Below are 25,112 nucleotides of genomic sequence, written 5' to 3'. Positions count from 1 at the left end.
GAACGTCCCGCTTCGCGGGACGTTCCCGGAAACCAGGATTAACCCCCACGAAGCGACCCTGACGGGTTGACCAAACAGATAGGGGCACCCCCCCGCGGCGGCCCTTCGGCATGTCCGGTCCCGAGCGTGCCCGCCCCGGCCCGCCCCGCCCCGGCCCGCCCCGGCCCGCGCGAAGGTGACGAAGCCTGCGCCGAGCGGTGCCCGTTCCCGACGCCCCTTGTGAGGATCGGCCCATGCGTGCAGCCTTCATCGAAGAACTCGGCCCCGCCGAGAACATCCGCTACGGCGACATGGCCCCTCCGGCCCCCGGCCCCACGGACGTCCTCGTCGAGGTCGAGGCCGTGTCCGTCAACCCGGTCGACACCTTCGTGCGGTCCGGGCTCTTCCGCACCCCCGTCGACTTCCCGTTCGCCGTCAGCCGCGACCTCGTGGGCACCGTCGTCTCCGCCGGTGCCGGGGCCGCCGGGTTCGCCGTCGGCGACCGCGTCTGGTGCAACAGCCTCGGCCACGGCGGCCGCCAGGGTGCCGCCGCAGAGCAGGCCGTGGTCCCCGTCGACCGGCTCTACCACCTGCCGCCCGGCGTGGACGCGGCCGAGGCCGTCGCCGTCGTGCACCCCGCCGGCACCGCCTACCTCGCCCTGTTCACCCACGGCCGGGTCCGCCCCGGCGAGACCGTCCTCGTCGGCGGCGCCGCCGGGAACGTCGGCAGCGCCCTGGTCACCATGGCCGTCGAGGCCGGCGCCCGGGTCATCGCCACCGCCGCCGCCCGCGACGCCGGGTACTGCCGCTCCCTCGGCGCGGCCGGGGTCCTCGACTACAAGGACCCGGCGCTCGCGGCGCGGATCCGCGAGGCCGCCCCGCAGGGCATCGACGTCCACATCGACACCTCCGGCACGAACGACCTCACCACCGCCGTGGAGGTCCTGGCCCACCGCGGCCGCATCGTCCTCCTCGCCGGCGCCCGGTCCAGGCCCGTGCTGCCCGCCGGCCCGCTCTACATGAAGGACGGCGCGGTCGCCGGCTTCGTCATCTCGCACGCCACCACCGCCGAACTCGCCGAGGCGGCCGTCGCGATCAACCGCCTGATGGCGGACGGCCGGCTGCGCGCCCGCTCCGTCGAACGGGCCCCGCTGTCCGACGCCGCGCAGACCCACCGGCGCATCGAGGCCGGCGAGCTGCACGGCAGCCGCGTCGTCCTGCTGCCCAAGGAGTCCTGAAAGCAGCATGCCGCGCAACGCCCGGTCCGGCTTCGCCCTCCTCGGGGCCGTACAGCTGCTGCTCAACGCCTCGGTGTCGGTAACCTTCGCGGCCGGTCCGGCCATGCAGCGCGAACTCGGCCTCGGCCGCATCGACCTCATCCTCGACAGCGCCGCGTACGGGATCTCCTTCAGCGGGCTCCTGCTCCTCGGCGGCCGCCTCGCCGACCGGGTCGGCCCGCGCCGCCTCTTCGCCCGGGGCACCGCCCTCTTCGCGGCGGCCTCGCTGGCCGCGGCCCTGGCCCCCGTCTCCCACGCCGTGCTCGCCGCCCGCTTCCTCCAGGGCTGCGGTGCGGCCCTCGCGGCCCCGGCGGCCATGGCCCTGCTGCGGGTCGTCTTCCCCGAGGGCCCGGCCCGGGCCGTCGCCCTGGCCCGCTGGGGGCTGCTGACCAGCCTCGGTGCCGCCGTCGGCATCGTGCTCAGCGGGGCGCTGTCGACCTGGGCGAACTGGCGGTGGAGCTTCGGGGCCCTCGCCGCCGTGGCCGTCGCCGCCCTGGCCTTCTCCCGCCGCGCCCTGCCGGCCGGGCCCGCGCCCGTACGCGTCCCCGTCGACCTGCTGGGCGCCGTCCTCGGCACCCTCGCCCTCACCACCCTCGGCTACGGCTTCGTGATGGCCGGCCCGCACGGCCGGCCCGCCGCCGCCGTCCTCGGCCCGCTGGCCCTCGGCGCCGTCCTCCTCGCCGCCTTCGCCGCCGTCCAGCGGCGGGTGGCCGCGCCGCTGCTGCCGCTCCGCTTCCTCGCCTCCCGGTACCGGGCCACCGCCCTCGTGTGCGCGCTGCTCGGCCCCGCGATCGGCGCGGCCACGGCCTTCCTCCTCGCCCTCTACCTCCAGCAGGTGCGCGGCTGGTCGGCGCTGGAGAACGCCCTCGCCTTCGTCCCGTACAGCGCGATGCTGATCGGCGTCGGCTTCGTCGCCGGGCGGTTCGTCGCCCGCCACGGGGTACGCGCGGTCGCCGTGGCCGGGCTCGCCGTCATCGCCTGCGGGCTGTTCCTCATCGGCGCCGTCGGGCTGCGCACCGACTCGGCGGTGCCCGTGCTGGCGGGCCTGGCCGTCCTGTCGGCGGGGAACGGCCTGCTCATGTCCGCAGCCGTCGTGGGCGCGGTCGCCGGTGTCCCGGAGGGGCGGTCGGCCCTCGCCGGGGCGGTGGTCAACACGGCGATCCTGGCCGGTCCGCCCGTCAGCCTCGCCCTGATCACCTCCGCCGCCGACACCCGTACGGCCGCACTGCTCGCCGCCGGTGATCCGCACGCGGCCACGGGCGGGTACGCCTTCGCCTTCGAGGCGGCCTGCGCGGTGTTCGTGGCGGCCGTCGCCCTGGCCGGGTACGGGCTCTCCCCGCGCCACCGGTCCCGTACCGCCGCCCCCGCCACCGCCCCTGCTGCCGACCCAGCCGCCGACCCCGCCGCCGGGCAGGCCGCCGATCCCGGCACCCCGTACGCCGGGTACGACCCCCGTGCGACCGCGCGACCGTCCGGACCCCCTTGACGCCCCGCCGTGCCAGGTGGACGCTCCCGCGGTCGCGATCCGCGATCCACACGGTTGCAGCTGGGGGGCCGCCATGCCGGAGCAGTCAGTCGAGTCCGTACAGACGGCGGGGGAGCTGCGCGCGCAGCTCGCGGAGCACGGCGCGCGCTGGTCGGTGATGGAGCACCTCGCCGACGGCGAGGCCGTGCCGCGCCCCGCGCTCGGCCTGGAACCCGGGGCCAACCTGACCCCCGCCGCGGAGGCCGGGACCGTCGACCTGCGCGCCCTCCTCGGCCGCCCGAGCGCCAACCCGCACCTCACCCGCCGCCGCGCCGCGCACGGCCTGCTGCCCGCCACCGCCACCGCCACCGCCACCGCCACCGCCACCGTCGCCGGCCCGTCCGGCCCGGCCGTCAACGCCCGGCCCGCCGCCGTCGACTGGCGCAGCCGCTGGGGGTGGCCCTGGATCACCAAGGTCAAGGACCAGAACCCGTGCGGCTCCTGCTGGGCGTTCGGCGCCGCCGGCCTGGTGGAGTCGATGGCCCGGATCGAGCACGGCGTCTGGGCGGAGCGCTCCGAGGGCGACGTGCACGACGGGCTGCGCTTCACCTGCGGCCAGGGCTCCAACCCGGAGACCGCCCTCGACTGGATCCGGGCCAACGGCGGGCTCGCCGACCCGGACTGCTGGCCGTACTCCCCGCCCCCGCCGTCCGTGCCCGCCGACCGCCGCGACGCCTGGCGCGCCGAGTACACGCCCAGCTGGGACCGGTCCGGCCGCACCGTCCGGATCGGGGACTGGGTCCGCCTCGGCGACGTGGAGCAGCAGAAGGTCTGGCTCGACACCGTCGGCCCGCTCACCGCCTGCTTCGACGTGTACGACGACTTCTTCGGCCTCGGCTCCGGCGTCTACCACCGCACCAGCGACCGCTTCGCGGGCGGCCACTGCGTCCTGATCACCGGCTACGACGACGCCGCCGGCTGCTGGCTGTTCAAGAACTCCTGGGGCACCGGCTACCACGCCGGCGGGCACGGCCGGATCGCCTACGGCGAGGTCCGCATCGACCACTGGGCCAAGTGCGGGCTGCGCGGCACCAACGTCGACCCGTGGACCAAGCGCCGCCTGCACTCCGGGAACGTTTACGAGAGCGGCAACGGCCGCGCCCACCGCAACTTCGAGATGCTCGCGACGACCGCAGGCGGCCGCCTCCAGCACTGGTGGCGCGAGGGCGACGCCCCCTACCCGTGGGCCCGCGCCGCCGTCTTCGCCGCCGACGCCTCCGGCCAGCCCGCCTTCACCGGCACCACCTACAACCGCAACATGGAGTCCGTGCACGTGACCACCGGCGGGCGGCTGCGCCACTGGTACTACGAGCAGTCCGCCGGCACCTGGCGCGACGGCGGCGCCTTCGGCCCGGGCGACGCGGCCATCGGCTCCACGCCCGCGTTCATCCAGAGCGACTACGGCAAGCCGGGCAACTTCGAGGTGGTCGTGCGCACCGCCGACGGCCGCCTGGGCCACTGGTGGCGGATCAACGGCGCCCCCTGGGCCTGGAACGACGGCGGCCGCTTCGCCTCCGGCATCGCCCACTTCGGGCCCGCCCTGGTGCAGACCCGCAGCCGCCGGCTCGACCTCGTCGCCACCCGCACGGACGGCCGGATGCAGCTGTGGTGGCGCGACGACCCGAACGGCTTCGTCTGGCGCCCCGGGGAGGTCTTCGGCAGCGCGGTCACCTCCGCGCCCTGCCTGATCGAGGGTCAGTACGGGGCCGCCGACGAGGACACCGCCGGGAACTACGAGCTGTGCGCGGCCGTCGCCGGCGGGCGGGTGGAGCACTGGTGGCGGGGGAACGCGTCCGGTACGGACTGGCGGCGCAGCGCCGTGTTCGGGCACGACGTCGTCGCCGTCACCGGGATGCTGCAGGGCAGCTTCGGGTTCAACCTGGAGGTCGTCGTCCTGCGCACCGACCGGCGGCTCCAGCACTACTGGCGGGACGGCGCGGGCTGGCACGAGGGGCCGGTGATCGGCCCCGCCTGAGCCGGGAGAGCCGGGAGAGGCAGGCGGTCGCGGGTGGAGGTGCGCAGGCTGGCCCTGGGCGCGGGCGAGGCGCACGAGGTGCGGCTCGCCGGGCGCGGGGCCCGCGGCTACGTGTGGACCTGGCAGGTCACGGGCGACGCGGACGCGGTCGCGGTGGACGCGGCACCGGCACCGAGCCCGCCCGCGGCGCTGCCGCCGGGCGCCGCGGTGGAGCGGGTGTACACGGTGCGGGGGACCCGCGCGGGCGGGCGGGCCCGGATCCGCTTCGCGCAGATCCGCCCGCCCTACCCGCAGGAGGCCCCGTACGACGAGCTCGTCCTGGAGGTGGAGGTCACCGCCGGGCGGCCCGCCGGCCCGAACGCCGGCCCGTCCGGCGGGGCGTGAGCGCCCAGTGCTGTACGGCTTCCAGCGGGCCGCGTTCGAAGCGGCGCAGCCACAGCCAGGACCCGGCGGCCAGGGCCAGGGACACGGCCGCCCACAGGCCCATCACCCACCAGGGGCCGGTCCCGGCGAAGCGGGCGGTGAGGCCGAGGCCGATCCCGTAGCAGAGCAGCATGCACAGCAGGTTCTGGCCGACGTAGGCGGACAGGGCGGTGCGGCCGACGTTGCCGAGGGCGGCGGCGCCGGGGAGGACGCGGCGGTCCAGGGCCCAGCCGATCAGGCCGATGTAGCCGACGGCGACCAGCGGGGCGATCACGTACCGGCCGAGCGCGAAGAAGTCGGAGCCGCCGAGGGCGGCCGCGAGGCCGAGCGGCAGGCCGAGGCCCAGGCCCCAGCCGGCCATCCGGGCCCGGATGCGGCGCCCGGCGGTGGTCGGGGCGAAGGCGCCGGCGCGGTGGAGGCGGACGCCGAGGAGGAAGAGGAAGACCAGCAGGCCGAAGGAGAAGACGGGCTCGATGCGCAGGATGAGGGCGTGGTCGAGCCGGAAGCGGATCTGGTCCGGCCAACTGCCGTCGGCGTAGAGGCGGACGGCGTCCAGGTCGGGGGCCTTGGTCCCGGTGTCGGGCGAGGCGAGGCTTCCGAGGGTCACCAGGCCGACGAGGGCCAGGTGCACGGCGGCGGCGGTCCACAGGGCCGCGCGCCGCACCCGCTCGGAGCGGGCCAGCAGCCAGGCCACCAGCAGGGCGGTGACGGCGTACCCCATGAGGACGTCCCAGGCGAAGACCAGGACGAAGTGGACGGTCCCCTCCAGGAAGAGGAACGCCGCCCGGCGGGTGTAGCGGCCGGGCCAGGGCTGTCCGCGGCGCGCGGCGGAGTCGAACTGGATGGCCAGGCCCACCCCGAACAGGATGGTCAGCAGGGACAGGAACTTGCCGTCGGCGAGGAAGCGGAAGACGAACTCGGCGATGGTGCCCGGTGCCGGGTCGGAGAGCGGGTCGGGCAGGTCCAGGCGCCCCTGGAGCACGCTCCACTCGGAGCCGGGCGAGGTGAAGATCCAGACGTTGGTCATGAGCGTGCCGAGGATGGCGGCGCCGCGCAGGACGTCGAGCAGCGGGAGCCGGCCCCCGGCCGCGGCCGTCGCCTTGCGCATGGCCGGGACGGCTGCCGCGGTGGCGGCCGCCGCGGCGGCGGTCGTGGTCGTGGTCGCCGTCGTGTTCTCCCGGGGGCCGGGAGCGTCGGGGCGGGTGCTGTGGGCCATGCATCCAGCGTCCCGGCGTGTACGGCCCGTCTCGTCCTGCGGCCGGACGAAGCCGGTGTACATCCTTCGATGCAGCCGACGGGGGCGGCGGTCCGCATCCCGGACGGCACAACAGGTTGCACGTTTCATGTATCTAACCTGTGTTCATGGCCGCTCCCGCCCCCGCGTCTGCCCCCGCCCCCGCACCGCACGAGCCGTCGCAGGAGCCGCCGGGCGGACGGCGGGCCGCGGCCGTCTGGTCGATCGGCGTCGCCGTCTACTTCGTTGCGGTGATCTTCCGTACCAGCCTGGGGGTGGCCGGCCTGGAGGCCGTGGACCGCTTCCACGTGAACGCCTCCGCCCTCTCCACGTTCTCCCTGCTCCAGCTGCTCGTGTACGCGGGCATGCAGATACCCGTCGGCCTGATGGTGGACCGGCTCGGCACCAAGCGGGTGCTGGCCCTCGGCGCGGTCCTGTTCACCGCCGGCCAGCTCGGCTTCGCGCTGGCCCCCTCGTACGGCACGGCGCTCGCCGCCCGCGCCCTGCTGGGCTGCGGGGACGCGATGACGTTCATCTCCGTCCTGCGGCTGGGCACCCGCTGGTTCCCGGCCCGGCGCGGGCCGCTCATGGCCCAGCTGGCCGGCCTGATCGGCATGGCCGGCAACCTGGTCTCCACCCTGGTCCTCGCCCCCGTCCTGCACGGCCTCGGCTGGACCGCCGCGTTCGCGGGCAGTGCGGCCGCGGGCCTGCTGGTGCTCGTCCCGCTGGTGCTGTTCCTGCGGGACCACCCCGAGGGCGCCGAACCGCCGCCCCCGCACCCGACCCGGCCCACCGCGGGCGGCGGCGCGCGCGGCGGCTTCGTACGGCGCCAGATCCGGGACTCCTGGCGGGAGCCCGGCACCCGCCTCGGCCTGTGGGTGCACTTCACCACCCAGTTCCCGGCGATGGTGTTCCTGCTGCTGTGGGGCATGCCCTTCCTGGTCGAGGCGCAGGGCCTGCCGCGGACCACCGCGGCCGGGCTGCTGACCCTCGTGGTCGCCTCGCACATGGCCTTCGGCCTGGTCTACGGCCAGATCATCGGCCGCCGGCAGGGCGCCCGGCTCCCGCTGGCCCTCGGCACCGTCGGGACCACGGCCGCGCTGTGGGCCGCGGTCCTGGCCTTCCCCGGCGAGCGGGCCCCGATGTGGCTGCTCGTCATCCTGTGCGTGGTGCTGGGCTCCTGCGGGCCCGCCTCGATGATCGGGTTCGACTTCGCCCGGCCCGCCAACCCGGCCGAACGGCAGGGCACCGCCTCCGGCATCACCAACATGGGCGGCTTCCTCGCCTCCATGGCCACCCTGCTGACGATCGGCGTGCTGCTCGACGCCACCGGCGGCGACTACCGGATCGCGTTCTCCTCGGTCTTCGCCGTCGAACTCCTCGGCCTCGCCCAGATCCTGCGCCTGCGCGGCCGGACCCTCGCCCGCGAACGCGAACGCGAAGCCGGACTCCCGCGGCCGCGGCCGGCCCCGTCCCCCGCCCCCGTGGGTACGGTCCCGGGCCGCGCCGCCGAATGAGACCCGGCCGGGCGCCGGCCCACGCGGCGTGTTCCGGTCCGTCAGGTCCGTCAGGTCCGTCAGGTCCGGGCTGCTCCGGTCCACCTGCGGCGGGGCGGGGCAGACCCCCGTCCTTCCCCGCCCCGCCGCCGGTGGACCACGGCCGTCCGGCCGGGGATCACGAGCCTAGGACCGCCCGGAGACCGCGGCTGTGCGGCCCGCGCAGACATCGTTGACCTCCTGCGCAAGCGCCTCCCGTACCGCCCGGTGCCGGTACTCGGTGGGGCTCGCCCCGTACGCCTCCCGGAATGAGCGGCTGAAGACCGAGGGATCGGTGAAACCCCACCGCGCGGCCACCGCGTGCACGGGCCTCCCGGCCCGCGCGGGGTCCGCCAGTTCGGCCCGGCACCGCTCCAGCCGGCGCCGCCGGATCCCGGCCGCCGGCGTCTCGCCGCGCTCCCGGAACAACTGCTGGAGGCGGCGCAGCGAGATGCCGTGCCGGGCCGCGACCGCGGCCGGGGTCAGCTGCGGATCCCCCAGGTTGTGCTCGACGAAGGCGTCGATCCGCTCCAGCAGGACCCGGGTGCGTGCCTCGGGCGACAGCCCCTCCTCGGCGCCCAGCATGCCGGCCAGGCAAGCCCCCACCAGGTCGAGGGCCACCGTCCCGAGCCGGTTCAGCTCGGCCGGGCCGCAGTCCGCGCCGTGCTCCGCCAGCGAGCGCATGTACCGGGCGAGGATCGCCCCCATCCCCTGGCCGCCCGGGATGCGCTGCGCGAGCAGCCGCTCGACGCGGGCGCCGCGCAGCGGCATCGCGTCCCGCGGGAACGACAGGGTCACGGCCCGGACCAGGCCCCCCTCCCGGGGGACGGCTTCCGAGGACATGGGCAGCGAGGTGTCCCACAGCACGATGTCCCCGCTGAACAGGCCCGACGTGCCGCGGTTCTGGTCGAGCGACATCGCGCCGTCGGTCACCAGCCCGATCTGGTACTGCTCGGGGTCGCTGCGCCGCACGTGGGCGGCCGTGCGCCGGGACTGCAGGGCCGCGAACTCGAACGTCGACACCTGTACGGGGCCGAGGTAGAGGACAGACGCCTCGGCCCAGAAGCAGTCGGCCCGCTCACTCCGGATCGCCGTCGGCACCAGCTCCTGCGCGATGATGTCCGTGAACCAGTCGAGCCGCTCCTTCTCCGGAACGGCCCCGGCCGACAACCTCGCCCACACCTCTGCGCACCCCCTCTTCTCCTGATCGCCCGCGCCCCCGTGACGGGGACGACGAACCGCCCGCCCCGGTTCTCAGGAACCCCAGGCCGGGCCGAGGAGAAACGGCGGGCCCACGCAGGCGCAGCCCGCGCCGATGCGCCGTACGGCAGCCGTCCGGCCCTAAGGGGTGACGGAGAAGTTCGCCAGGATCGCGGCCGCGAGCTCCGCGTCGCCGTCGGTCTTCACCCGGTCGGCCACCGCGTGCGGCCGGACCCGGCCCGCCGCCAGCCGTACGTACGTCTCCCAGTCCATCGCCAGCGTCACCGCGGGCCCGAGCGAGGGCGTCGAGTCGAGCGTCCCGCGACCCGAACCGTCCACCCGGACCGTCCGCAGGAACTCCACCGGCCCGTGCACGTCGATGACCACCGCCGAGTGCGCGGGCGCCCCCGCCAGCTTGGCGATCACCTTCGGCAGCCCGGCGAGCAGGAGGTCCTGCGCCACGAACGCCCCCGGCGAGTCCCAGTTCCCCGGCACGCCGAGCGCGGCCCGCAGGTCCTGCTCGTGCATCCACACGTCGAACGCCCGCAGCCGCAGCGCGGATTCCAGGGTCACCTGGTTGCCGAGCGGCCCGCGCACCATCGTCGACGGGTCCCGCTTCTCGTTGCGCAGCTGCCGCGCACGACGGATGACCGTGTACTCCAGTTCCGAGGTCATCTCCGGCGCGGTGTGGTGCCGGCGGACGTCGACCTGGACCTCCATGTACCGGGTGAACTCGTCCACCACGTGCCGCAGGTCCCGGGGCAGCGTGTGGATGGGCCGCGGGTCCCCGAGCATCTCGGTCTCGATGCCGATGATGTGCGACACCACATCGCGCACCGACCAGCCCGGGCACGGCGTCGCCCGGTTCCACTCGCCCTCCGTCAGCGGGAGGACCAGCTCGGATATCGCCTCGATGGAGTGTGTCCACGCGTCGGCATAGGGCTGGAAGCTGGGATGCGGATGGACGGTCAACGGGACCCCTCGCGTGCTGTTCGGCGGTGCCATGTCGGGAAGCGTGTGGACGGATTCCAAAACTACGCTGCCGGTGCGTACCCCGGCAGTGCTTTCGTGTGACGATCGTAGGCCGAGTTGACGGCTTGAATACCAGGATGGTGGTACTGTGCGCGCCTCGCTGATCCAAATCGCGGTGACCGACGGTGAGTCGGTGGCCCACCGACGGGCCCGGGCAGCCGATCTCGTCCGGGAACAGGCCGGCTCCGACCTCGTCGTCCTGCCCGAACTGTGGACCGTGGGCGCCTTCGCCTACGAGCTGTTCGAGACCGAGGCCGAGCCGCTGGACGGCCCCACCTTCGAGGTCATGTCCAAGGCGGCGAGCGACGCCGGGGTCTGGCTGCACGCCGGCTCGGTCGTCGAGCGGGCCGGTGACGGCTCCCTCTACAACACCGCCCTCGTCATCTCCCCGGCGGGCGAGCTCGCCGCCAGCTACCGCAAGATCCACCGCTTCGGCTTCGACCAGGGCGAGGCCGTCATGATGACCCCCGGCGACTCCCTCACCACCGTGGCCCTGCCGGAGCAGACCCTCGGCATCGCCACCTGCTACGACCTGCGCTTCCCCGAACTCTTCCGCGGCCTGGTCGACGCCGGGGCCACCACGATGGTCGTCGCCGCGGGCTGGCCCGCCCGCCGCCGCGAACACTGGACCCTGCTGAACCGGGCGCGCGCCGTCGAGGACCAGTCGTACGTCCTCGCCTGCAGCCTCGCCGGCACCCACGCCGGGGTCGAGCAGGCCGGGCACAGCCTGGCCGTCGACCCGTGGGGGGAGGTCCTGGCCGAGGCCGGACCCGGCGAGGAGGTCCTCACCGTCGAGCTGGACCCGGCGAAGGTCGCCGAGACCCGCGACCAGTTCCCGGCCCTGAAGGACCGCATGCTGGGCATGCAGCCGCCGACCCGCTGACGACCTGCTGCCCCCGGCCCGGCCCGGGCCGGGGGCAGCACCTGCGTGACGCACGGGGATAGGTTTTCCCCATGCCCCAGCTGCTCTACGTGACGGACCTGTCGTACCCGGCCCGCGGCCGCCGCTACGGCGACGAGGACGTCTTCCTCACCTCGCGCCTGCGCACCCGCTTCGAGCTGGCCCTGTGCCATCCCGAGGACGCGGAGGCCCTCATACCGCGGGGCTTCGACGCGGTCGTCGTCCGCAACAGCGGGCCGGTCCTGCACTACCAGGAGGCCTACGACTCCTTCCGCGCGGCCGCCCGCGCCACCGGCACCCGCGTCTACAACCCGCTGACCGGCCGCGCCGACATGGCGGGCAAGCAGTACCTCCTCGACCTGACCGCCGCCGGCTACCCCGTCATCCCCACGATCGACGACCCGGCCCACCTCGACCGGCTGCCGCAGGTCCCCGTGTACGCGGTGAAACCCAAGCAGGGCGCGGACTCCATCGGCCTCACCTTCACCCCGGCCCCGTCCGGCCCGGCCGGCGAGATCCTCATCCAGCCGCGCATCCACTTCGCGTACGAGGTGTCCTTCTACTACGTGGACCACACCTTCCAGTACGCCCTCCACGCCCCCGACCCGGCCCGCCGCTGGGAACTGGTCCCGTACGAGCCCACCGCGGCGGACCTCGACTTCGCGGCGTCCTTCATCCGGTGGAACACCCTGACCCACGGCATCCAGCGGGTGGACGCCTGCCGCGCCCCCTCGGGCGAACTCCTCCTGGTCGAGCTGGAGGACCTGAACCCGTACCTCTCCCTCGACCTGCTGCCCCCGGAGGTCCAGGACCGCTTCGTGGCCGCCATGACGGCCTCCCTCCGCTCCTTCCTCGAATCCTGATGTCACAGGGGGATGCAAGGCTCCCCCCATGGACGAGCAGATGGACAAGCAGACCTTCTGGACCCTGATCGAGGCGGCCCGCGCGGAGGCCGCACCGGACGAGGTGGCGGAGCGCGCCGCCCGGCTGCTGGCCCTGCGGCCGCCGGCCGAGATAGCAGCGGCCCAGCAGGTGCTGTGGGACCTCCTCGCCGAGTCGTACCGCAGCCCGCTGTGGGCGGCCGCGTACCTGATCAACGGCGGCTGCTCGGACGACGGCTTCGACTACTTCCGCGGCTGGCTGCTGACCCAGGGCGAGGCCGTCTTCGCCGCCGCCCTCACCGACCCGGACTCCCTCGCCGGCCACCCCGCGGTCCGCGCGGCGGCGCAGGACGGCCCGGAACTGGAGGACGAGGACGCCCTCGCCCTCGCCTGGACCGCGTACGAGCGGGCCACGGGCCGGGAACTCCCCTCGGACTCCTTCACGATCCGCTACCCGCCCCTGGACCCGTCCTGGGACTTCGACTTCGACGACACGGCCGAGCTCGCCGCCCGCCTCCCCCGCCTGACCACCCTGTTCGCCTAGAGCCCGCTGGTGTCGAGCTCCAGGCCGAACGGCTCGGGCAGCCGCACCGGCGTCCCGAAGGAGTGCGGCCCGTCGACCTCGGTGTACCCGAGCCGCCCGGGTCCGGAGAACACCGTGACGGTCTTCTCCACCCGGTCGACGAGAAGGTACAGCGGCGCCCCGTACTCGGCGTACCGCTTCCGCTTGACGACCCGATCCGTCTCGACGTTCGAGTCCGAGGTCACCTCGACGACCAGGAGGGTCTGGTCGGGCAGCAGGGCTTGAGCGCCCTTCACGAGCTCTTTCGGGACGACAGCGAGATCGGGCACGTACCAGTTGCTCGACCCCGGAAGGTCCAGGTTGCCCGAACCGGTGACGCAGCCCAGCGCCCTGACCCGGGGCTTGATCTGGTTGCGGATCTCCTCGGCTGCGTTCTCGTGGTCCCAGCTCGGCGTCACGTTCGCGACGACCCCCTCGATCAGCTCGGCGCGGTCTCCGCACAGACGCTGCAAGGCGTACTTCAGCGCACGCTCGGGATCGATGCCCTCGCTGTAGTCGATGGGCCCGTGTGCGGTGGTCATACCGGACGCCTCCTTTGCTCCCCGCCGCCAGAGTCGCACGCGGGCGCGGGGTGTGTCGTCACCCCGGCGAGTGGACGTGTCTCGGGCAGGTGTGTCGATCCGCCGCTCACACGCGGATGGCAAGCTTGAAGGATGAACGATGCCGCCCCGGCGCCCACATAGACAGAGGGCGCTCCGGCTACAAGACCGTTGAGCGCAAGGGCTTCGACGCCGCGCTGGCGGCCGTCACGGCGGGCGTCGTCGGCACGCTGATCGTCTGGAAACTGGACCGCCTGTCCCGCAAGGGCATCGGCCAGGTCGGCAAGGTGCTGGACGACATCGAGAAGGCCGGCGGCCGTCTCGTCTCTGTCGTGGACGGTCTCGACACCTCGAACGACTCGGCACGCATGGTCGTGGCGATGCTCGCCGAACTCGCCCGATCCGAATCGAAGAATCTCGGCACACGCGTCGGCCATGCCAAGCGATACCTACGCAGCAAGGGTCAGTGGATCGGCGGACAGCCTCCGTACGGGCTGCTCATCGACCCGCAGGCCAAGAAGCTCGTCCATGACCCGGAGCACGCCGTCTTCGCCCGTCTCATCGCGGATGAAGCGCTTGCCGGAACGTCGCTGGTCAAGATCGCCCGACTTCTCAACGAATACGAGATTCTTTCGCCCAGAGGCGGGCAGTGGAACGCGGCGAGCATCATGCAGCTCCTGCGCTCCCCAGCCTTCGCCGGCCTTATGCCGGAGACTGAGACCGTCGAGACGGACGACGGCGAGCGGAAGTACACGGGCAGGGTCTTCCCGTACCGCGATCCCGAGACTCTGGACACCGTCGAGATCGGCGAGGGGATCATCACGGTCGGAGAGCGTGAACGGATCATCCGCACCCTGGAATCCAGGACGTTCGTACACGCAGGAAAGCGGCGGCCGAAGCCCGAGGGGACGGCGCTGCTCACAGGACTCGTCTACTGCGCGGTACCCGGCTGTGGTCGCCGGATGCACCGGGTGGGAGGCAGCTACCAGTGCATGGCTCGCCGCGCGGGCAACCAGTGCATCGGAGCGTCAGCGCTGGCTGAAGCGGTTGACCAGTACGTGACGGAACAGTTCCTCACGAAGCTCCCAGCGCTCGAACCGGACGACCCGTTGCTTGTCGCGATCGCAGACCGCTGGGTCCACCGCGTGGACCCGGAGACCTTCGCGAAACGTGATGCGCTTACTGCTGAGATCCAGGATGAGGAAGCCCGCCTCGCCGATCTGGAGGACGCGCGATACGTGCGCGGTGAGTTCAGTGGCCCCGCAGCCGTGGAGCGCTACAACCTGCTTGCAGAGCGCCTGAGGGGGCGCATCGAAGGGCTTGGCACCGATCTTCGCAAGCTCCCCATGCCGTCCGTGGACGTGTCGCCGATGCTTGACGGCCTCATCCTGCGTGAGGCGTGGGCTGAGGCCACGAACGAAGACCGGCGCGGCCGGTTGTCACTCGCGATAGACCGGGTTGAAGTGACCAAGGGAGTGCGCGGACAGCGGATCATCCCTGAGCAACGCATCCAGATCCATTGGGCGAAGCTGGGTACCGACAGCGTCACCTGAGCACAGGCGTAACCCCTCCAGCTGTCGGCAGCGGACACGCGTGACGAAGTGACGAAGTGACGAAGTGACGCTCTCCCTCCGTTACCTCTTATAGAAGTGTTGTTGTTTCCATGAGTGGATCAGAACTAATCGTCATTCCGTCACTTCGTCACCCGGGATGTCCAAAGTTCAGGCGCAGCCCTCACTGCGACCCCGGCCCCAGCTCGGAAAACGCGCCCTGGGTGCGGCTCCGTTTTTGGACTGCCGACGCTTGCGGCCACTGGGAAAGGGCCTCCTTGAGACCCTGGGAACGCCCCCGTTAAGGGGTCATAGGTTGTGCGAAGGGTTGCTGGAGCCTCCGGTGGCTGCCCGTGCTGGGTGGCTGTCGGGGGCTTCGTCGTACCCGCGCCGTGAACCAACAAGCTTGTCCTGACGCCCTCTTGCGCCGGTCAGCCACAGGAGTGAGGCTCGTGCACGTTCGTGCAACCGACTCGACACCTGGAGTGATCGTGAACCTAAGGTTCCTCGGCATCATCCCGAACACGCCGACCGACGAGTCCCCGACCATCTGGCTTGATGAAGAGACCGGTGACCTGCTGATTCAGTCGTACAAGGCGACTGAGGAAGAGGTGAAGGCGTGCCAGGAGATCGGCTCGATCCCCGGGCACTCCACGGACGTGCCGGACCACGAAACGATCATCAGGCTCCCTGCGGTGATGCTGAAGTACATCCCGCGCCCGGACGAGAACGGAGAAGCCGGAAGTGCAGCCACCCGCGCGTAACGCACTGGCCCGCGCGCAGCATGCGGCCGTGCATCTTGAGTTGCGTGACAGCTACATGCGCGATGACCCGGAGTTCCTTGCCTGGCAGCAGGGCAAACGGCTGGACCCGGCTGATCGGTCGTCGTGGTGGGGCGGCTGGCACGACGCGGTGAGTGCTGCCACGGCGCGCGGGGTGGTGGTCCGCCGGGTCCGCATCGTGTCCGAGCCGATCAGTGACTACGTGCGCTACGAATACGACTGCACCTTCACCAATCTCGCTGCGGGTGAGTTGGTCCGGTGGTTGCCCCGCCGGCAGACGACGGACTTGGCGTTGCCAGGTACGGACTTCTGGGTCTTCGACGGCAGCCAAGCCCTCTTCCACCACTTCACCGGAGAGGGCCAGTTGGACGAGGACGGGCGGGAGTACGCCGACGATCCTGCGCGGGTCCACCTGTGCGCCACGGCGTTCGAGGCCGTCTGGCAACGAGCCATCCCGCACGAGGAGTACAAGCCGCGCTGACCGGTCACCGCCATGGCTGTCTCTCCCTCTTCAAGTGCCCAGCAGGCCCGGCAGGCTCTGGCGAACCGGCTCGCTGAGCTCTGCCGGGACTCCGGCCTGAGCGGGCGCGATCTCGCCCGGCTCTGCGGATGGCACCCGTCCAAGTCATCCCGGATCATGAACGCCCGTACGCCTCCGTCCGCCGACGACATCCGGGCTTGGTGCCGCGCGTGCGGGGCCGAAGGGCAGACGGACGACCTGATCGCCTCGCTGCGGACCGTCGAAGACATGTGGATCGGCTGGCGACGCATGGAGCGCGCCGGGCTCAGGCAAGCACAGGAAGCCCGTCTGCCGCTCTTCGAGCGAACCCGCCGGTTCCGCTCCTACTCCTCGTGGTTCGTGCCGGGCCTGATCCAGACCTACGGCTACACGGAAGCCGTCTTGCGTGCCGTTCAGCGGAGGCGGGTCGAGGTCGATGACGTGGCCGATGCCGTCGCCGTGCGCATGGAGCGTCAGCGCGTCCTCTACGAGGGTGACCGCCGGTTCGCGTTCCTGGTTGAGGAGTCGGTCTTGCGTAACGGTCTCGGCGGGCCGGACGTGCAGGAGGAACAGCTCAGCCACCTGCTTACGGTCGGCTCCCTGCCCAGCGTCAGCCTGGGCGTGGTGCCCACGCGGACCGATCGGTCCCGGATGCCGGTGGAAGGCTTCTGGATCTTCGACACGGCACAGGTCAACGTCGAGCTGGTCTCCGGCTACCTCACGCTGACCCAACCGAGCGAGGTTGCCGCGTACGCGGACACGTTCACCGAACTGGCCGAGATGGCCGTCCATGGGGCGAAGGCCCGCGCGCTGATCACCAGCGCCATTCAGACGCTCAGGTGACGACCGTGCAACCTCATGCAATCTCCTGGGAGTCGCAGCTCCGCCGTTCCTAGCGTGGTCGCTACACGGACGAAACGAGGAGCGGGGCCGTGAAGACGATCACGTATGCGCAACCCCCGGTAGAACTGCCGTTGCGAACAGACCCGGAACCCGTACCGGCGGCCGCCTGCGGGGTCTGCGCCGCCCTGGCCGCACAGCGCCGGGAAGCCCGTCTCCGGGGCGACCACTCCACGGCCAGTGATTGCAACGTGGAGCTTCGGAACCACCCGCACCCCGGGGAAGCGCCATGACCGTGAGAGCGGTGCTCCGGTACGTCAGCTACGTCATGCACCGCCACCCCTCGGCGGAGACGACGGCCACGGCGCGGTGCCTGAACCCGGACTGTCAGTGGACTGCCGCGCCGACCGGGAACGCGGACGTGTGTACCGACATGTGCATCGAGCACACGGGCCGGACCGGGCACATGACCTTCCTGCGGGAGTTTTCGGAAGTCGCCGTGGTGGAGCGCATGCCCTGAGTAGGCGGTTCGCACCGGCGTGATCCTGCGTTCACGGGCGGATGGCAAGCTTGAAGGATGAACGATGCTGCTCCGGCGCCCACCCCCGCGCCCGCACCCCGCAAGCGTGCCCGTGTCCGTGCCCCCGAGCTGATCGGCAAGGGTGGCTGGCTGAACACCGGCGGCAAAGAGCTCACCCTCGCCGACCTGCGAGGTAAGTGCGTTGTTGTGGATTTCTGGATTTCCTGAACCAATGTGCGCACTTCTCGCTAGCGTGGGGACGTGCACCAACACACCACTGCTGACCTGTACTTGCGCCTGTCCCTGGATCGGGAGGGCAAGACTGCGATCGACCGCCAGGAAGCCGACTGCCGCGCCTGGGCGGAGCGCAACGGACTGACCGTCCGCAAGGTCCACATCGACCGTGGACGTTCCGGCTACAAGAACGTCAGCCGCAAGGGATTCGATGCGGCGATCACAGCAGCCACGGCCGGCGTCGTGGGGGTTCTGATCGTCTGGAAGCTCGACCGCCTGTCCCGCAAGGGCATCGGTGAGGTCGGCAGGGCGCTGGACGAAATAGGCCGGGTCGGCGGACGGCTGGTCTCCGTCATGGACGGCCTCGACACGAAGAACGACAGCGCCCGGGTCACCATCGCGATGCTGGCGGAACTGGCGCGCAACGAGTCCCGCAACCTTGGGATGCGCGTCGGCAACGCCAAGCGGTACCTACGCCAGCGGGGCCAGTGGATCGGCGGTCAGCCGCCCTACGGGCTACTGGTGGACCCTGAGGCGAAGAAGCTCGTCCACGACCCCGAGACCGCCGTCTACGCCCGCCTTATCGCCGACGAGGCGCTCTCCGGGAAGGCCCTCGTCCACATCGCCCGGTTGCTGAACGAGCACGGGGTGGAGTCCGCCCGTGGAGGCGAGTGGAACTCGTCCAGCGTCATGCAACTCCTTCGCTCACCGGCCTTTGCCGGTCTCATGCCGCAGACCGAGTACGAGGAGCAGCCGGACGGGACACGCAAGTACATGAACCGGGTCTCTCCCTACCGAGACCCGGAGACGCTGGAGACCGTGAGTATCGGTGAGGGGATCATCACGGTCGGGGAGCGCGAACTCATCCTCCGCCAGCTTGAAGCGCGCACGTTCCCTCTGGCGGGGAAGCGGCACGGTCACAAGCAAGGGAAGTCTCTGCTCACTGGGATAGCGCGTTGCGGGCTCTGCGGGGCCCGGATGAGCAAGGGCGGCACGTCGTACCAGTGCTCCAGCCACCGCATGGGGCGAGGATGCTCCGGCGTATCGGCTCGGGTGGAGAGCATCGACGACTACGTGACCCGGGCGTTCCTCTCACGCCTGCCGTCCCTGGAGCCCCAGGACCCGCTGCTCGCCGTGATCGCCGATCGCTGGGTGCAGAGGGAGGACCCGGAGGTTTTCGCGAAGCGGGACGCGATCGAGGCGGAGATCGCGGACGAAGGGGCTCGTCTGGCGGACTTGGAGGAGGCCAGGTACGTCCGTGGCGAGTTCACCGGCGCAGACGCGATCGACCGGTACAACCGGCTCGCCGGACGACTTCATACCCGGATCGAGGGGCTGCGCGCGGACCTACTGCGGATGCCGACCCCTTCCGTGGACATCTCTCCTCTCCTGGACGCGGGCCTGCTGCGTGAAGCTTGGGAAGCCGACGATGCGGCCGGAAGGCGTGAACGCCTGGTCCTCGCAATCGATCGAGTGGAAGTCCGGCGAGGCAGGGTGGGCGTGAGGTTCGACGGCGACGAGCGCTGCCGGATCGTCTGGGCGACGAGAGGCGGTGCTGGGGAGGAGTCAGCGGGTGACGAAGTGACGGAATGACGGTCGAAGTCCATTACCTCTTTAAGAGATGTTCTGAGTCTCTATGGATGGAATAGAACTAAACGTCATTCCGTCACTTCGTCACTGGGGCGGCCCGAGCGTCGGTGCGAAGTTGCGCCGTGGTCGCCATCCCGACCCCGGCCCCAGCTCGGAAGGCGCACGCTGGGTGTGACTCCGTTCTTCGGCCCCACCGTGGCTCTGACCAGCGCATATCGATCGCCGAAGGCGCGAGAGCGGCACAGTTAACGCCCTGCAAATCCCGCCGAAGGCCCTACCCGTGGGGTCTTCGGCCCATCAGGTGCTCCGTCGGATGTCACTCCGGCGGCTGGCTGTACCTCTCCAGCGTCGCCTTGCTCGTGGACCGGTCCACCAGCCGCAGTTCCCAGGGGCCGGTATTCACGTCGAAGTCCTTGCCGAAGCCGACCCACTTCCCGGCCATACGCCGCCCGGTCGGCTCGACCAGGAGTTGGATGGCCCCGTGGTAGCGGGCCCCGTTGTAGTAGCCGTCTGCGGCAGTCTGCTCGACCCACGTACCCGTGACCACGTTGCGATCAACGGTCAGATCCAGCGTGAGCGGGCTGTCCGGGTTGCTGCTCGCCCCAGGCAGGCTCTGAACGGTCAGCCGGTTCCCATGCTGGACGATCACTACGTAGTGCTTACCCTCGTACGAGTCGCCCCGGCTCGAAGAGAAGAACTCGTAGCGGCTGAGCCACACTCCCGAAAACGTCTCCTCACCCGTCTGCGCGGCGGGCTGCGCGCCTACAGAGGCAGACGCGACACCGGTTGTGCCGGTCTCCATGTCATGCCCTCCTTTCCCGTCTGCGTGGACTCGTGCCGTCGGCACCGGCAGGGCGAACCCCAGTGCCTCGACCGGACGCCCAGTGACCCGTTCTAAGGCCCTGGCGTACACGCCCCGAGGCGTCTTGCTCGTGCCGGACTCCCAGCGCTGCACCAGCCGCTTGGAAGCCTCGTTCGGTTCCCCCAGTTCCGCACCTGCCCGGCGGAGCGCCTTGGCAAAGTCGTCCTGGCTTAAGCGCAGGCCGATACGCACGGCCCGCAGCACATCATTCGGCACCACGGCGGTCGTCGTCATGACGTCAAAGCTAGACCGAACAGCCATGCAATGACACCGGTTTGACGCCCTGGAGGGCGTCATTGACACCCCACTGAGTGACGCCCAGGCGACGCCCGAAGCGTCGTCGTTCCGACCGACCGGCGGCGGGAGCATCGCTTCACCAACCGGACCCGGCAAGCGGAAGGCCAACGATGACCATGACCGTGCGGGTGTCTCGCGACTCCGGCCAGACGTTCGGCTCTGAGGTGATCTACCCCAGCAGCAGCGCCGAGAAGCCGTTGACCCCCATGGCCTCCGCCGCCTGGCCCCCCTGCAAGTGCCCCCGATGTTCCTCACAGACCAGGAAGGCACAGACGTGACGATCACCGACACGACGAAGACCGTGTACGACCTCATCACCCCCGAGCTGAGGGCCGACCTCATCACCATGGTCCGCGAGGACTCCTGGCCGGAGATGACCGACGACCAGGGCCAGCGCGGCGTCGACCAGGTGGCGGCCTTCCTCGCCGTTGCCGCGAACACCACGGAGAGGGCCACGCCCAGCCTTCGCGTGGACCTGTTCTGGCACGCACTCGTGCTCCACACCAAGGACTACGCCAGGGTCTGCGATGCGCTCGGCGGCGGGTTCATCCACCACGTCCCCGACCGCAACAACGGCCACAGCCCGGCCGAGGGCCGGGCCGCGATGCGTCGGACGGCCGAGATGATCCGATCGGCCGGCTTCGACGTGGACCCGGAGTTCTGGCCGATCAACAGCGCAGCCGACTGCACCCAGAGCTACGCGGGCTGCTCCGACAGCCCCGTCGACAAGTAGCTCCGACTCAAGCGGAGCGACTGACCCACGAGAGCTTCAGCCGCCCGGTATCGTGCCGGGCGGCTGTCGCCGTGAACGAGAACGGACAGGTAGTGACTGACGCTCGCAGCACCGCATGGGACACCTACTCGCAGAGCAAGCCCCAGCGGCGGAAGACCAACGCCAAGGGCGAGACCACGTGGTTCAACTGGACCCAGTACCCGGACCACGGCCCCCGGGTCGACGTGCTCAAGCTCAACCCGGGAGACAGGGCACTCGACCTCGGGTGCGGGTCTGGAGGAAACGCTGCTCACCTCGCGACGCTCGGCATGAAGTCCATCGGAATCGACCTCTCCGCCAAGCAGCTCGACAAGGCACGCGAGCGGTGGCCGGGCGTGAACGAGATGGAACTTCACCAGGCCGACGCGCTCACCTACCTCGGATACACGTTCACGATCTTCGATGCGGTCTACAGCGTCTTCGGCGCTGCCTGGTTCACCGACCCCGGTCTACTGCTGCCTTTGGTTCACGCGACCCTCAAGCCAGGTGGCGTCTTCGCCTTCTCCCAGCGGCCCCCGGTTGAAGGGTGCTACGGCTGCCAGGCGTCATACATCCCGCGCGGGCCCGAAGAAGACCCCGCTGTCGTCAAGCGGTGGGACTACGAACCCGATGTGTGGGCGCTGATTCTCAAGGAGCACGGCTTCGTGGACGTGTCAGCGTCCGTGCTTGCCCCACCCGCCGGGAGCCGGCGCACAGGAACTCTGTTCGTCCGGGGCGTCCAAGGAGGCTAGTCCGTGGTGGAGCGGATCCCATAGCTGCGCAGGACAGCGGCGTCGTAAGGTCGTGATCCGGTGTTCATGGGCCAATGGCAAGCTTGAAGGATGAACGATGCTGCTCCGGCGCCCACCCCCGCGCCCGCACCCCGCAAGCGTGCCCGTGTCCGTGCTCCCGAGCTGATCGGCAAGGGCGGATGGATCAACACCGGCGGGAAGGACCTGAAGCTCGCCGACTTCCGTGGTCGCACATTGATCCTCGATTTTTGGACGTTTTGCTGCATCAACTGCCTGCACGTCCTCGACGAGCTGCGCGAGCTGGAGGAGAAGCACCGCGACACCGTCGTGATCATCGGGGTCCACTCGCCGAAGTTCGTCCACGAGGCCGAGCACGCGGCCGTCGTCGACGCCGTCGAGCGCTACGAGGTGCACCACCCGGTGCTGGACGACCCCGAGCTGGCCACCTGGAAGCAGTACGCCGTACGGGCCTGGCCCACGCTCGTCGTGATCGACCCCGAGGGGTACATCGTCGCCCAGCACGCCGGCGAGGGGCACGCGCACGCCATCGCGCGCCTGGTCGAGGAGCTGGAGGCCGAGCACGAGGCCAAGGGCACCCTGCGCCGCGGCGACGGGCCGTACGTGGCGCCGGAGCCGGTGGCGGGCGAGCTGCGGTTCCCCGGGAAGGCCCTCGTCCTGCCGTCGGGGAACCTGCTCGTGTCGGACTCGACGCGACACCGGCTCGTGGAGCTGGCCCCGGACGGGGAGACCGTCGTACGCCGCATCGGCAGCGGCGAGCGCGGCTTCGGGCCGGACGCGTTCAGCGAGCCGCAGGGCATGGCGCTGCTGCCCGACGGGCGGGTCGTGGTCGCCGACACCGTCAACCACGCGCTGCGCACCTTCGACCCGGCCACGGGGGCCGTGGAGACCGTCGCCGGCACCGGCCGGCAGTGGTGGCAGGGTTCGCCCGCCTCCGGGCCGGCCCTGGAGGTGGACCTGTCCTCGCCGTGGGACGTGGCCTGGTGGCAGGGCCGGGTGTGGATCGCCATGGCGGGCGTCCACCAGCTGTGGACGTGGGACCCGGAGACCGGGACCGTGGAGGTCGCCGCCGGCACGACCAACGAGGGCCTGCACGACGGGCCCGCCCTCGAAGCCTGGCTGGCGCAGCCGTCCGGGCTCGCGGCCGCCGGGGACCGGCTGTGGATCGCCGACTCCGAGAACAGCGCCCTGCGCTACGTTGAGCCCGCTGCCGGCGACGGCGACGGCGACGGCGACGGTGACGGTGACGCCGACGGGAACGGGTACGTGCTGCGGACCGCCGTCGGGACCGGCCTGTTCGACTTCGGGCACCGGGACGGCGATGCGGCGCAGGCGCTGCTCCAGCACCCGCTCGGGGTGACGGCCCTGCCCGACGGCTCGGTCGCGGTGTGCGACACGTACAACCACGCCCTGCGCCGCTTCGACCCGGCGACCGGCCAGGTCACCACGCTGGCCACCGACCTGCGCGAGCCGAGCGCCGCCGTCCTCGACGGGGAGGACATCGTGGTCGTGGAGTCGGCCCGGCACCGGCTGACCCGGCTGCGGCTGCCGGAGGAGGCGGTACGGGTGGACGCCGTCGCCCACCGCACCCAGCGCGCCGCCACCGAGGTGGCCCCGGGCACGCTCCTCCTCGACGTGGTCTTCCAGGCGCCGAGCGGCCAGAAGCTCGACACCCGCTACGGGCCGTCGACGCGGCTGCTGGTGTCCTCGACTCCGCCGGAGCTGCTGCTGTCCGGGGAGGGCACGGGTACGGACCTGTCCCGGGAGCTGGAGCTCAACCCGGAGGTCGCCGAGGGCGTCCTGCACGTCTCCGCGATGGCGGCGTCCTGCGACGACGACCCGGCCAACGAGTACCCGGCCTGCCACGTCCACCAGCAGGACTGGGGCGTCCCGCTGACCCTCACCCCGACGGGCGCCACCCGCCTCCCCCTGGTCCTCGCCGGCCTCGACGCCTGACGGAGCCACCGGAACCAGCAGGAACGCCCCCGCGCACGGCGCGGGGGCGTTCTGTGTTCGGTCAGGACTCCAGGAAGGCGACGAGGGCGTTGGCGAGGAGGTACGGGTCCTCCGCGCCGCAGAGTTCGCGCGCGCTGTGCATCGACAGGATCGCGATGCCGATGTCGACGGTCTGGATGCCGTGCCGGGCGGCGGTGATGGGGCCGATCGTCGTGCCGCAGGGCATCGAGTTGTTCGACACGAACGTCTGCCACGGCACGCCGGCCCGCTCGCAGGCCGCGGCGAACACCGCCCGCCCGCTGCCGTCCGTCGCGTACCGCTGGTTGACGTTGACCTTGAGGATCGGGCCGCCGTTGGCGCGCGGGTGGTGCGTGGGATCGTGCCGTTCCGCGTAGTTGGGGTGGACGGCGTGGCCGGTGTCGGAGGAGATGCAGATGCTGCCCGCGAGGGCGCGCGCCCGGTCCTCGAACGAGCCCCCGCGTGCGAAGACGGAACGTTCCAGCACGTTCCCCAGGAGCGGGCCGTCGGCGCCGGTGTCCGACTGCGAGCCGTTCTCCTCGTGGTCGAACGCGGCGAGCACCGGGATGTGGTCCAGCGCGGCGCCGCCGCCGGCCGAGACGGCGGCCAGGGCCGCGACCCCCGCGTGCACGGAGACCAGGTTGTCCATGCGCGGCCCGGCCACCAACTCGCGGTCGCGGCCCAGGTAGGAGGCCGGCTCGATCGAGTGGACCATCAGGTCCCAGCCCGCCACCGAGCCCTGCGGCAGGCCCTCTTCCTCCTCCAGGAACGCGATGAGGTCGCCCTCCCGGACCTCGCCCAGCCCCCAGATCGGCTGCATGTGCCGCTGCTTGTCGAGCTTGAGGCCGTCGCTGTTGACGGACCGGTCCAGGTGGATGGCCAGCTGCGGTACGCGCATCAGCGCCCGGTCCACGTTGACGAGCCGCTCGCTGCCGTCGCGCAGCGTCAGCCGTCCGGCCAGGCCCAGGTCGCGGTCGAGCCAGGTGTTGAGCAGGGGCCCGCCGTAGATCTCGACGGCGATCTGCCGCCAGCCCACCGACCCGGTGTCAGGAAGCGGCTTGACGCGGAGGTTGGGCGAGTCGGTGTGCGCGCCGATGATGCGGAACGGGGTGTGCGCGGCCGCGCCCTCCGGGACGTACCACGCGATGAGTGCGCCGCCGCGGAGCACGAACCGGCCCCCGCTGCCCGCGTCCCAGGCGTCCGTCTCCGACACCTGCCTGAATCCTGCCTTCTCCAGCCGCTTCGCCGCGTTGGCCACGGCGTGGTACGGCGACGGACTGGCCGTCAGGAAGGTCATCAGATCGTCGGTGTGGCCGCGGTCGAAGCGGGCGGGAGAGCTCATGGGGTTCACCTTAACGA

At 71.6% G+C, this 25,112-nt stretch carries 24 protein-coding genes; 18 read left to right on the top strand and 6 right to left on the bottom strand.

Going from position 1 to position 25,112, the window contains the following annotated elements; genetic code table 11:
* Positions 1-233 precede the first annotated feature (233 nt).
* The 4 genes from ACIQUT_RS33355 to ACIQUT_RS33340 all read left to right on the top strand — a co-directional run bounded on the left by ACIQUT_RS33355 (position 234) and on the right by ACIQUT_RS33340 (position 5,140).
* Positions 234-1,217 (top strand): NADPH:quinone reductase, encoded by a 984-nt coding sequence (locus tag ACIQUT_RS33355; protein ID WP_403568525.1) that lies wholly within the window; start codon positions 234-236, stop codon positions 1,215-1,217.
* 7 nt (positions 1,218-1,224) lie between these two features.
* Positions 1,225-2,742, top strand: coding sequence for an MFS transporter (locus tag ACIQUT_RS33350; RefSeq protein WP_403568523.1), 1,518 nt, complete (start codon positions 1,225-1,227; stop codon positions 2,740-2,742).
* 73 nt (positions 2,743-2,815) lie between these two features.
* Positions 2,816-4,756 (top strand): C1 family peptidase, encoded by a 1,941-nt coding sequence (locus ACIQUT_RS33345; protein WP_403568522.1) that lies wholly within the window; start codon positions 2,816-2,818, stop codon positions 4,754-4,756.
* Positions 4,757-4,789: 33 nt separating this feature from the next.
* Positions 4,790-5,140: a protease inhibitor I42 family protein gene (locus ACIQUT_RS33340; RefSeq protein WP_403568520.1), complete on the top strand. Its 351-nt coding sequence runs from the start codon at positions 4,790-4,792 to the stop codon at positions 5,138-5,140.
* Here the strand turns inward: ACIQUT_RS33340 and ACIQUT_RS33335 are convergent.
* On the bottom strand, positions 5,088-6,287 hold the full coding sequence (locus ACIQUT_RS33335) for a DUF418 domain-containing protein (RefSeq protein WP_403568533.1): 1,200 nt from the start codon (positions 6,285-6,287) through the stop codon (positions 5,088-5,090). The two genes, ACIQUT_RS33340 and ACIQUT_RS33335, sit on opposite strands and share 53 nt — an antisense overlap.
* 254 nt (positions 6,288-6,541) lie before the next feature.
* Here ACIQUT_RS33335 and ACIQUT_RS33330 point away from each other — a divergent pair, with 254 nt between their 5' ends.
* A complete protein-coding gene (locus ACIQUT_RS33330; RefSeq protein ID WP_403568518.1) occupies positions 6,542-7,930 on the top strand; it encodes a nitrate/nitrite transporter in 1,389 nt (462 codons plus the stop codon).
* Between the two features lie 165 nt (positions 7,931-8,095).
* Here the strand turns inward: ACIQUT_RS33330 and ACIQUT_RS33325 are convergent, their stop codons facing one another.
* Together ACIQUT_RS33325 and ACIQUT_RS33320 are read right to left on the bottom strand one after the other, a co-directional pair.
* Positions 8,096-9,130 (bottom strand): helix-turn-helix domain-containing protein, encoded by a 1,035-nt coding sequence (locus ACIQUT_RS33325; protein WP_403568516.1) that lies wholly within the window; start codon positions 9,128-9,130, stop codon positions 8,096-8,098.
* A 159-nt stretch (positions 9,131-9,289) separates the two neighbouring features.
* Complete coding sequence (locus tag ACIQUT_RS33320) at positions 9,290-10,120, bottom strand: maleylpyruvate isomerase family mycothiol-dependent enzyme (protein WP_403568515.1); 831 nt, start codon at positions 10,118-10,120, stop codon at positions 9,290-9,292.
* Between the two features lie 148 nt (positions 10,121-10,268).
* Between ACIQUT_RS33320 and ACIQUT_RS33315 the strand changes: the two genes are divergently transcribed.
* The 3 genes from ACIQUT_RS33315 (at position 10,269) to ACIQUT_RS33305 (ending at position 12,506) form a co-directional block, all read left to right on the top strand.
* On the top strand, positions 10,269-11,063 hold the full coding sequence (locus ACIQUT_RS33315; RefSeq protein WP_403568514.1) for a carbon-nitrogen family hydrolase: 795 nt from the start codon (positions 10,269-10,271) through the stop codon (positions 11,061-11,063).
* A gap of 71 nt (positions 11,064-11,134) precedes the next feature.
* On the top strand, positions 11,135-11,944 hold the full coding sequence (locus ACIQUT_RS33310) for a hypothetical protein (RefSeq protein ID WP_403568512.1): 810 nt from the start codon (positions 11,135-11,137) through the stop codon (positions 11,942-11,944).
* Positions 11,945-11,984: 40 nt separating this feature from the next.
* Positions 11,985-12,506, top strand: a complete 522-nt coding sequence (locus ACIQUT_RS33305) for a DUF4240 domain-containing protein (RefSeq protein WP_403568531.1) — start codon at positions 11,985-11,987, stop codon at positions 12,504-12,506.
* Here the strand turns inward: ACIQUT_RS33305 and ACIQUT_RS33300 are convergent.
* Positions 12,503-13,066: a Uma2 family endonuclease gene (locus tag ACIQUT_RS33300; protein ID WP_403568510.1), complete on the bottom strand. Its 564-nt coding sequence runs from the start codon at positions 13,064-13,066 to the stop codon at positions 12,503-12,505. The genes ACIQUT_RS33305 and ACIQUT_RS33300 overlap by 4 nt on opposite strands.
* 125 nt (positions 13,067-13,191) lie before the next feature.
* Here ACIQUT_RS33300 and ACIQUT_RS33295 point away from each other — a divergent pair, with 125 nt between their 5' ends.
* The 7 genes from ACIQUT_RS33295 to ACIQUT_RS33265 all read left to right on the top strand — a co-directional run bounded on the left by ACIQUT_RS33295 (position 13,192) and on the right by ACIQUT_RS33265 (position 19,102).
* A complete protein-coding gene (locus tag ACIQUT_RS33295; protein ID WP_403568508.1) occupies positions 13,192-14,637 on the top strand; it encodes a recombinase family protein in 1,446 nt (481 codons plus the stop codon).
* A gap of 488 nt (positions 14,638-15,125) precedes the next feature.
* The gene (locus ACIQUT_RS33290; RefSeq protein WP_403568530.1) at positions 15,126-15,398 is read left to right on the top strand and encodes a hypothetical protein; all 273 of its coding nucleotides are present in this window, start codon (positions 15,126-15,128) and stop codon (positions 15,396-15,398) included.
* A gap of 28 nt (positions 15,399-15,426) precedes the next feature.
* The gene (locus ACIQUT_RS33285) at positions 15,427-15,897 is read left to right on the top strand and encodes a DUF6879 family protein (protein WP_403568506.1); all 471 of its coding nucleotides are present in this window, start codon (positions 15,427-15,429) and stop codon (positions 15,895-15,897) included.
* Between the two features lie 12 nt (positions 15,898-15,909).
* Positions 15,910-16,758, top strand: a complete 849-nt coding sequence (locus ACIQUT_RS33280) for a helix-turn-helix domain-containing protein (protein ID WP_403568504.1) — start codon at positions 15,910-15,912, stop codon at positions 16,756-16,758.
* Positions 16,759-17,044: 286 nt separating this feature from the next.
* Positions 17,045-17,275, top strand: coding sequence for a hypothetical protein (locus ACIQUT_RS33275; protein WP_215015924.1), 231 nt, complete (start codon positions 17,045-17,047; stop codon positions 17,273-17,275).
* 57 nt (positions 17,276-17,332) lie between these two features.
* Positions 17,333-17,503, top strand: a complete 171-nt coding sequence (locus tag ACIQUT_RS33270; RefSeq protein WP_403568535.1) for a hypothetical protein — start codon at positions 17,333-17,335, stop codon at positions 17,501-17,503.
* 33 nt (positions 17,504-17,536) lie between these two features.
* Complete coding sequence (locus tag ACIQUT_RS33265; protein ID WP_403568502.1) at positions 17,537-19,102, top strand: recombinase family protein; 1,566 nt, start codon at positions 17,537-17,539, stop codon at positions 19,100-19,102.
* A gap of 313 nt (positions 19,103-19,415) precedes the next feature.
* Here ACIQUT_RS33265 and ACIQUT_RS33260 read toward each other — a convergent pair whose 3' ends face one another.
* Entirely contained in the window at positions 19,416-20,195 is a 780-nt protein-coding gene (locus ACIQUT_RS33260) for a helix-turn-helix domain-containing protein (RefSeq protein ID WP_391346812.1), read from the bottom strand.
* Between the two features lie 337 nt (positions 20,196-20,532).
* On the opposite strand from ACIQUT_RS33260, the gene ACIQUT_RS33255 reads away from it, so the two are divergent.
* The 3 genes from ACIQUT_RS33255 to ACIQUT_RS33245 all read left to right on the top strand — a co-directional run bounded on the left by ACIQUT_RS33255 (position 20,533) and on the right by ACIQUT_RS33245 (position 23,735).
* Positions 20,533-20,991: a hypothetical protein gene (locus ACIQUT_RS33255; RefSeq protein ID WP_403568500.1), complete on the top strand. Its 459-nt coding sequence runs from the start codon at positions 20,533-20,535 to the stop codon at positions 20,989-20,991.
* 92 nt (positions 20,992-21,083) lie between these two features.
* On the top strand, positions 21,084-21,761 hold the full coding sequence (locus tag ACIQUT_RS33250) for a class I SAM-dependent methyltransferase (protein WP_403568498.1): 678 nt from the start codon (positions 21,084-21,086) through the stop codon (positions 21,759-21,761).
* Between the two features lie 90 nt (positions 21,762-21,851).
* Complete coding sequence (locus ACIQUT_RS33245; RefSeq protein WP_403568496.1) at positions 21,852-23,735, top strand: NHL domain-containing thioredoxin family protein; 1,884 nt, start codon at positions 21,852-21,854, stop codon at positions 23,733-23,735.
* A 61-nt stretch (positions 23,736-23,796) separates the two neighbouring features.
* On the opposite strand, the gene ACIQUT_RS33240 is transcribed toward ACIQUT_RS33245, so the two are convergent.
* On the bottom strand, positions 23,797-25,095 hold the full coding sequence (locus ACIQUT_RS33240) for a M18 family aminopeptidase (protein WP_403568494.1): 1,299 nt from the start codon (positions 25,093-25,095) through the stop codon (positions 23,797-23,799).
* Positions 25,096-25,112 lie beyond the last annotated feature (17 nt).

It is taken from the genome of Streptomyces sp. NPDC090445 (genome assembly GCF_044769385.1).
In the GTDB taxonomy this organism is placed as follows: Bacteria; Actinomycetota; Actinomycetes; order Streptomycetales; family Streptomycetaceae; genus Streptomyces.
Note: the sequence above shows the minus strand (reverse complement) of the source record. Positions and strands in the feature narration are given on the sequence as shown.

Excerpts from the sequence above, each read along its gene's own strand:
- ACIQUT_RS33355 (WP_403568525.1), top strand. The coding sequence starts at position 234 with ATGCGTGCAGCCTTCATCGAAGAACTCGGCCCCGCCGAGAACATCCGC.
- ACIQUT_RS33350 (WP_403568523.1), top strand. The coding sequence starts at position 1,225 with ATGCCGCGCAACGCCCGGTCCGGCTTCGCCCTCCTCGGGGCCGTACAG.
- ACIQUT_RS33345 (WP_403568522.1), top strand. The coding sequence starts at position 2,816 with ATGCCGGAGCAGTCAGTCGAGTCCGTACAGACGGCGGGGGAGCTGCGC.
- ACIQUT_RS33335 (WP_403568533.1), bottom strand. The coding sequence starts at position 6,287 with ATGCGCAAGGCGACGGCCGCGGCCGGGGGCCGGCTCCCGCTGCTCGAC.
- ACIQUT_RS33330 (WP_403568518.1), top strand. The coding sequence starts at position 6,542 with ATGGCCGCTCCCGCCCCCGCGTCTGCCCCCGCCCCCGCACCGCACGAG.
- ACIQUT_RS33310 (WP_403568512.1), top strand. The coding sequence starts at position 11,135 with ATGCCCCAGCTGCTCTACGTGACGGACCTGTCGTACCCGGCCCGCGGC.
- ACIQUT_RS33305 (WP_403568531.1), top strand. The coding sequence starts at position 11,985 with ATGGACAAGCAGACCTTCTGGACCCTGATCGAGGCGGCCCGCGCGGAG.
- ACIQUT_RS33300 (WP_403568510.1), bottom strand. The coding sequence starts at position 13,066 with ATGACCACCGCACACGGGCCCATCGACTACAGCGAGGGCATCGATCCC.
- ACIQUT_RS33280 (WP_403568504.1), top strand. The coding sequence starts at position 15,910 with ATGGCTGTCTCTCCCTCTTCAAGTGCCCAGCAGGCCCGGCAGGCTCTG.
- ACIQUT_RS33275 (WP_215015924.1), top strand. The coding sequence starts at position 17,045 with ATGACCGTGAGAGCGGTGCTCCGGTACGTCAGCTACGTCATGCACCGC.
- ACIQUT_RS33270 (WP_403568535.1), top strand. The coding sequence starts at position 17,333 with ATGAACGATGCTGCTCCGGCGCCCACCCCCGCGCCCGCACCCCGCAAG.
- ACIQUT_RS33260 (WP_391346812.1), bottom strand. The coding sequence starts at position 20,195 with ATGACGACGACCGCCGTGGTGCCGAATGATGTGCTGCGGGCCGTGCGT.
- ACIQUT_RS33245 (WP_403568496.1), top strand. The coding sequence starts at position 21,852 with ATGAACGATGCTGCTCCGGCGCCCACCCCCGCGCCCGCACCCCGCAAG.
- ACIQUT_RS33240 (WP_403568494.1), bottom strand. The coding sequence starts at position 25,095 with ATGAGCTCTCCCGCCCGCTTCGACCGCGGCCACACCGACGATCTGATG.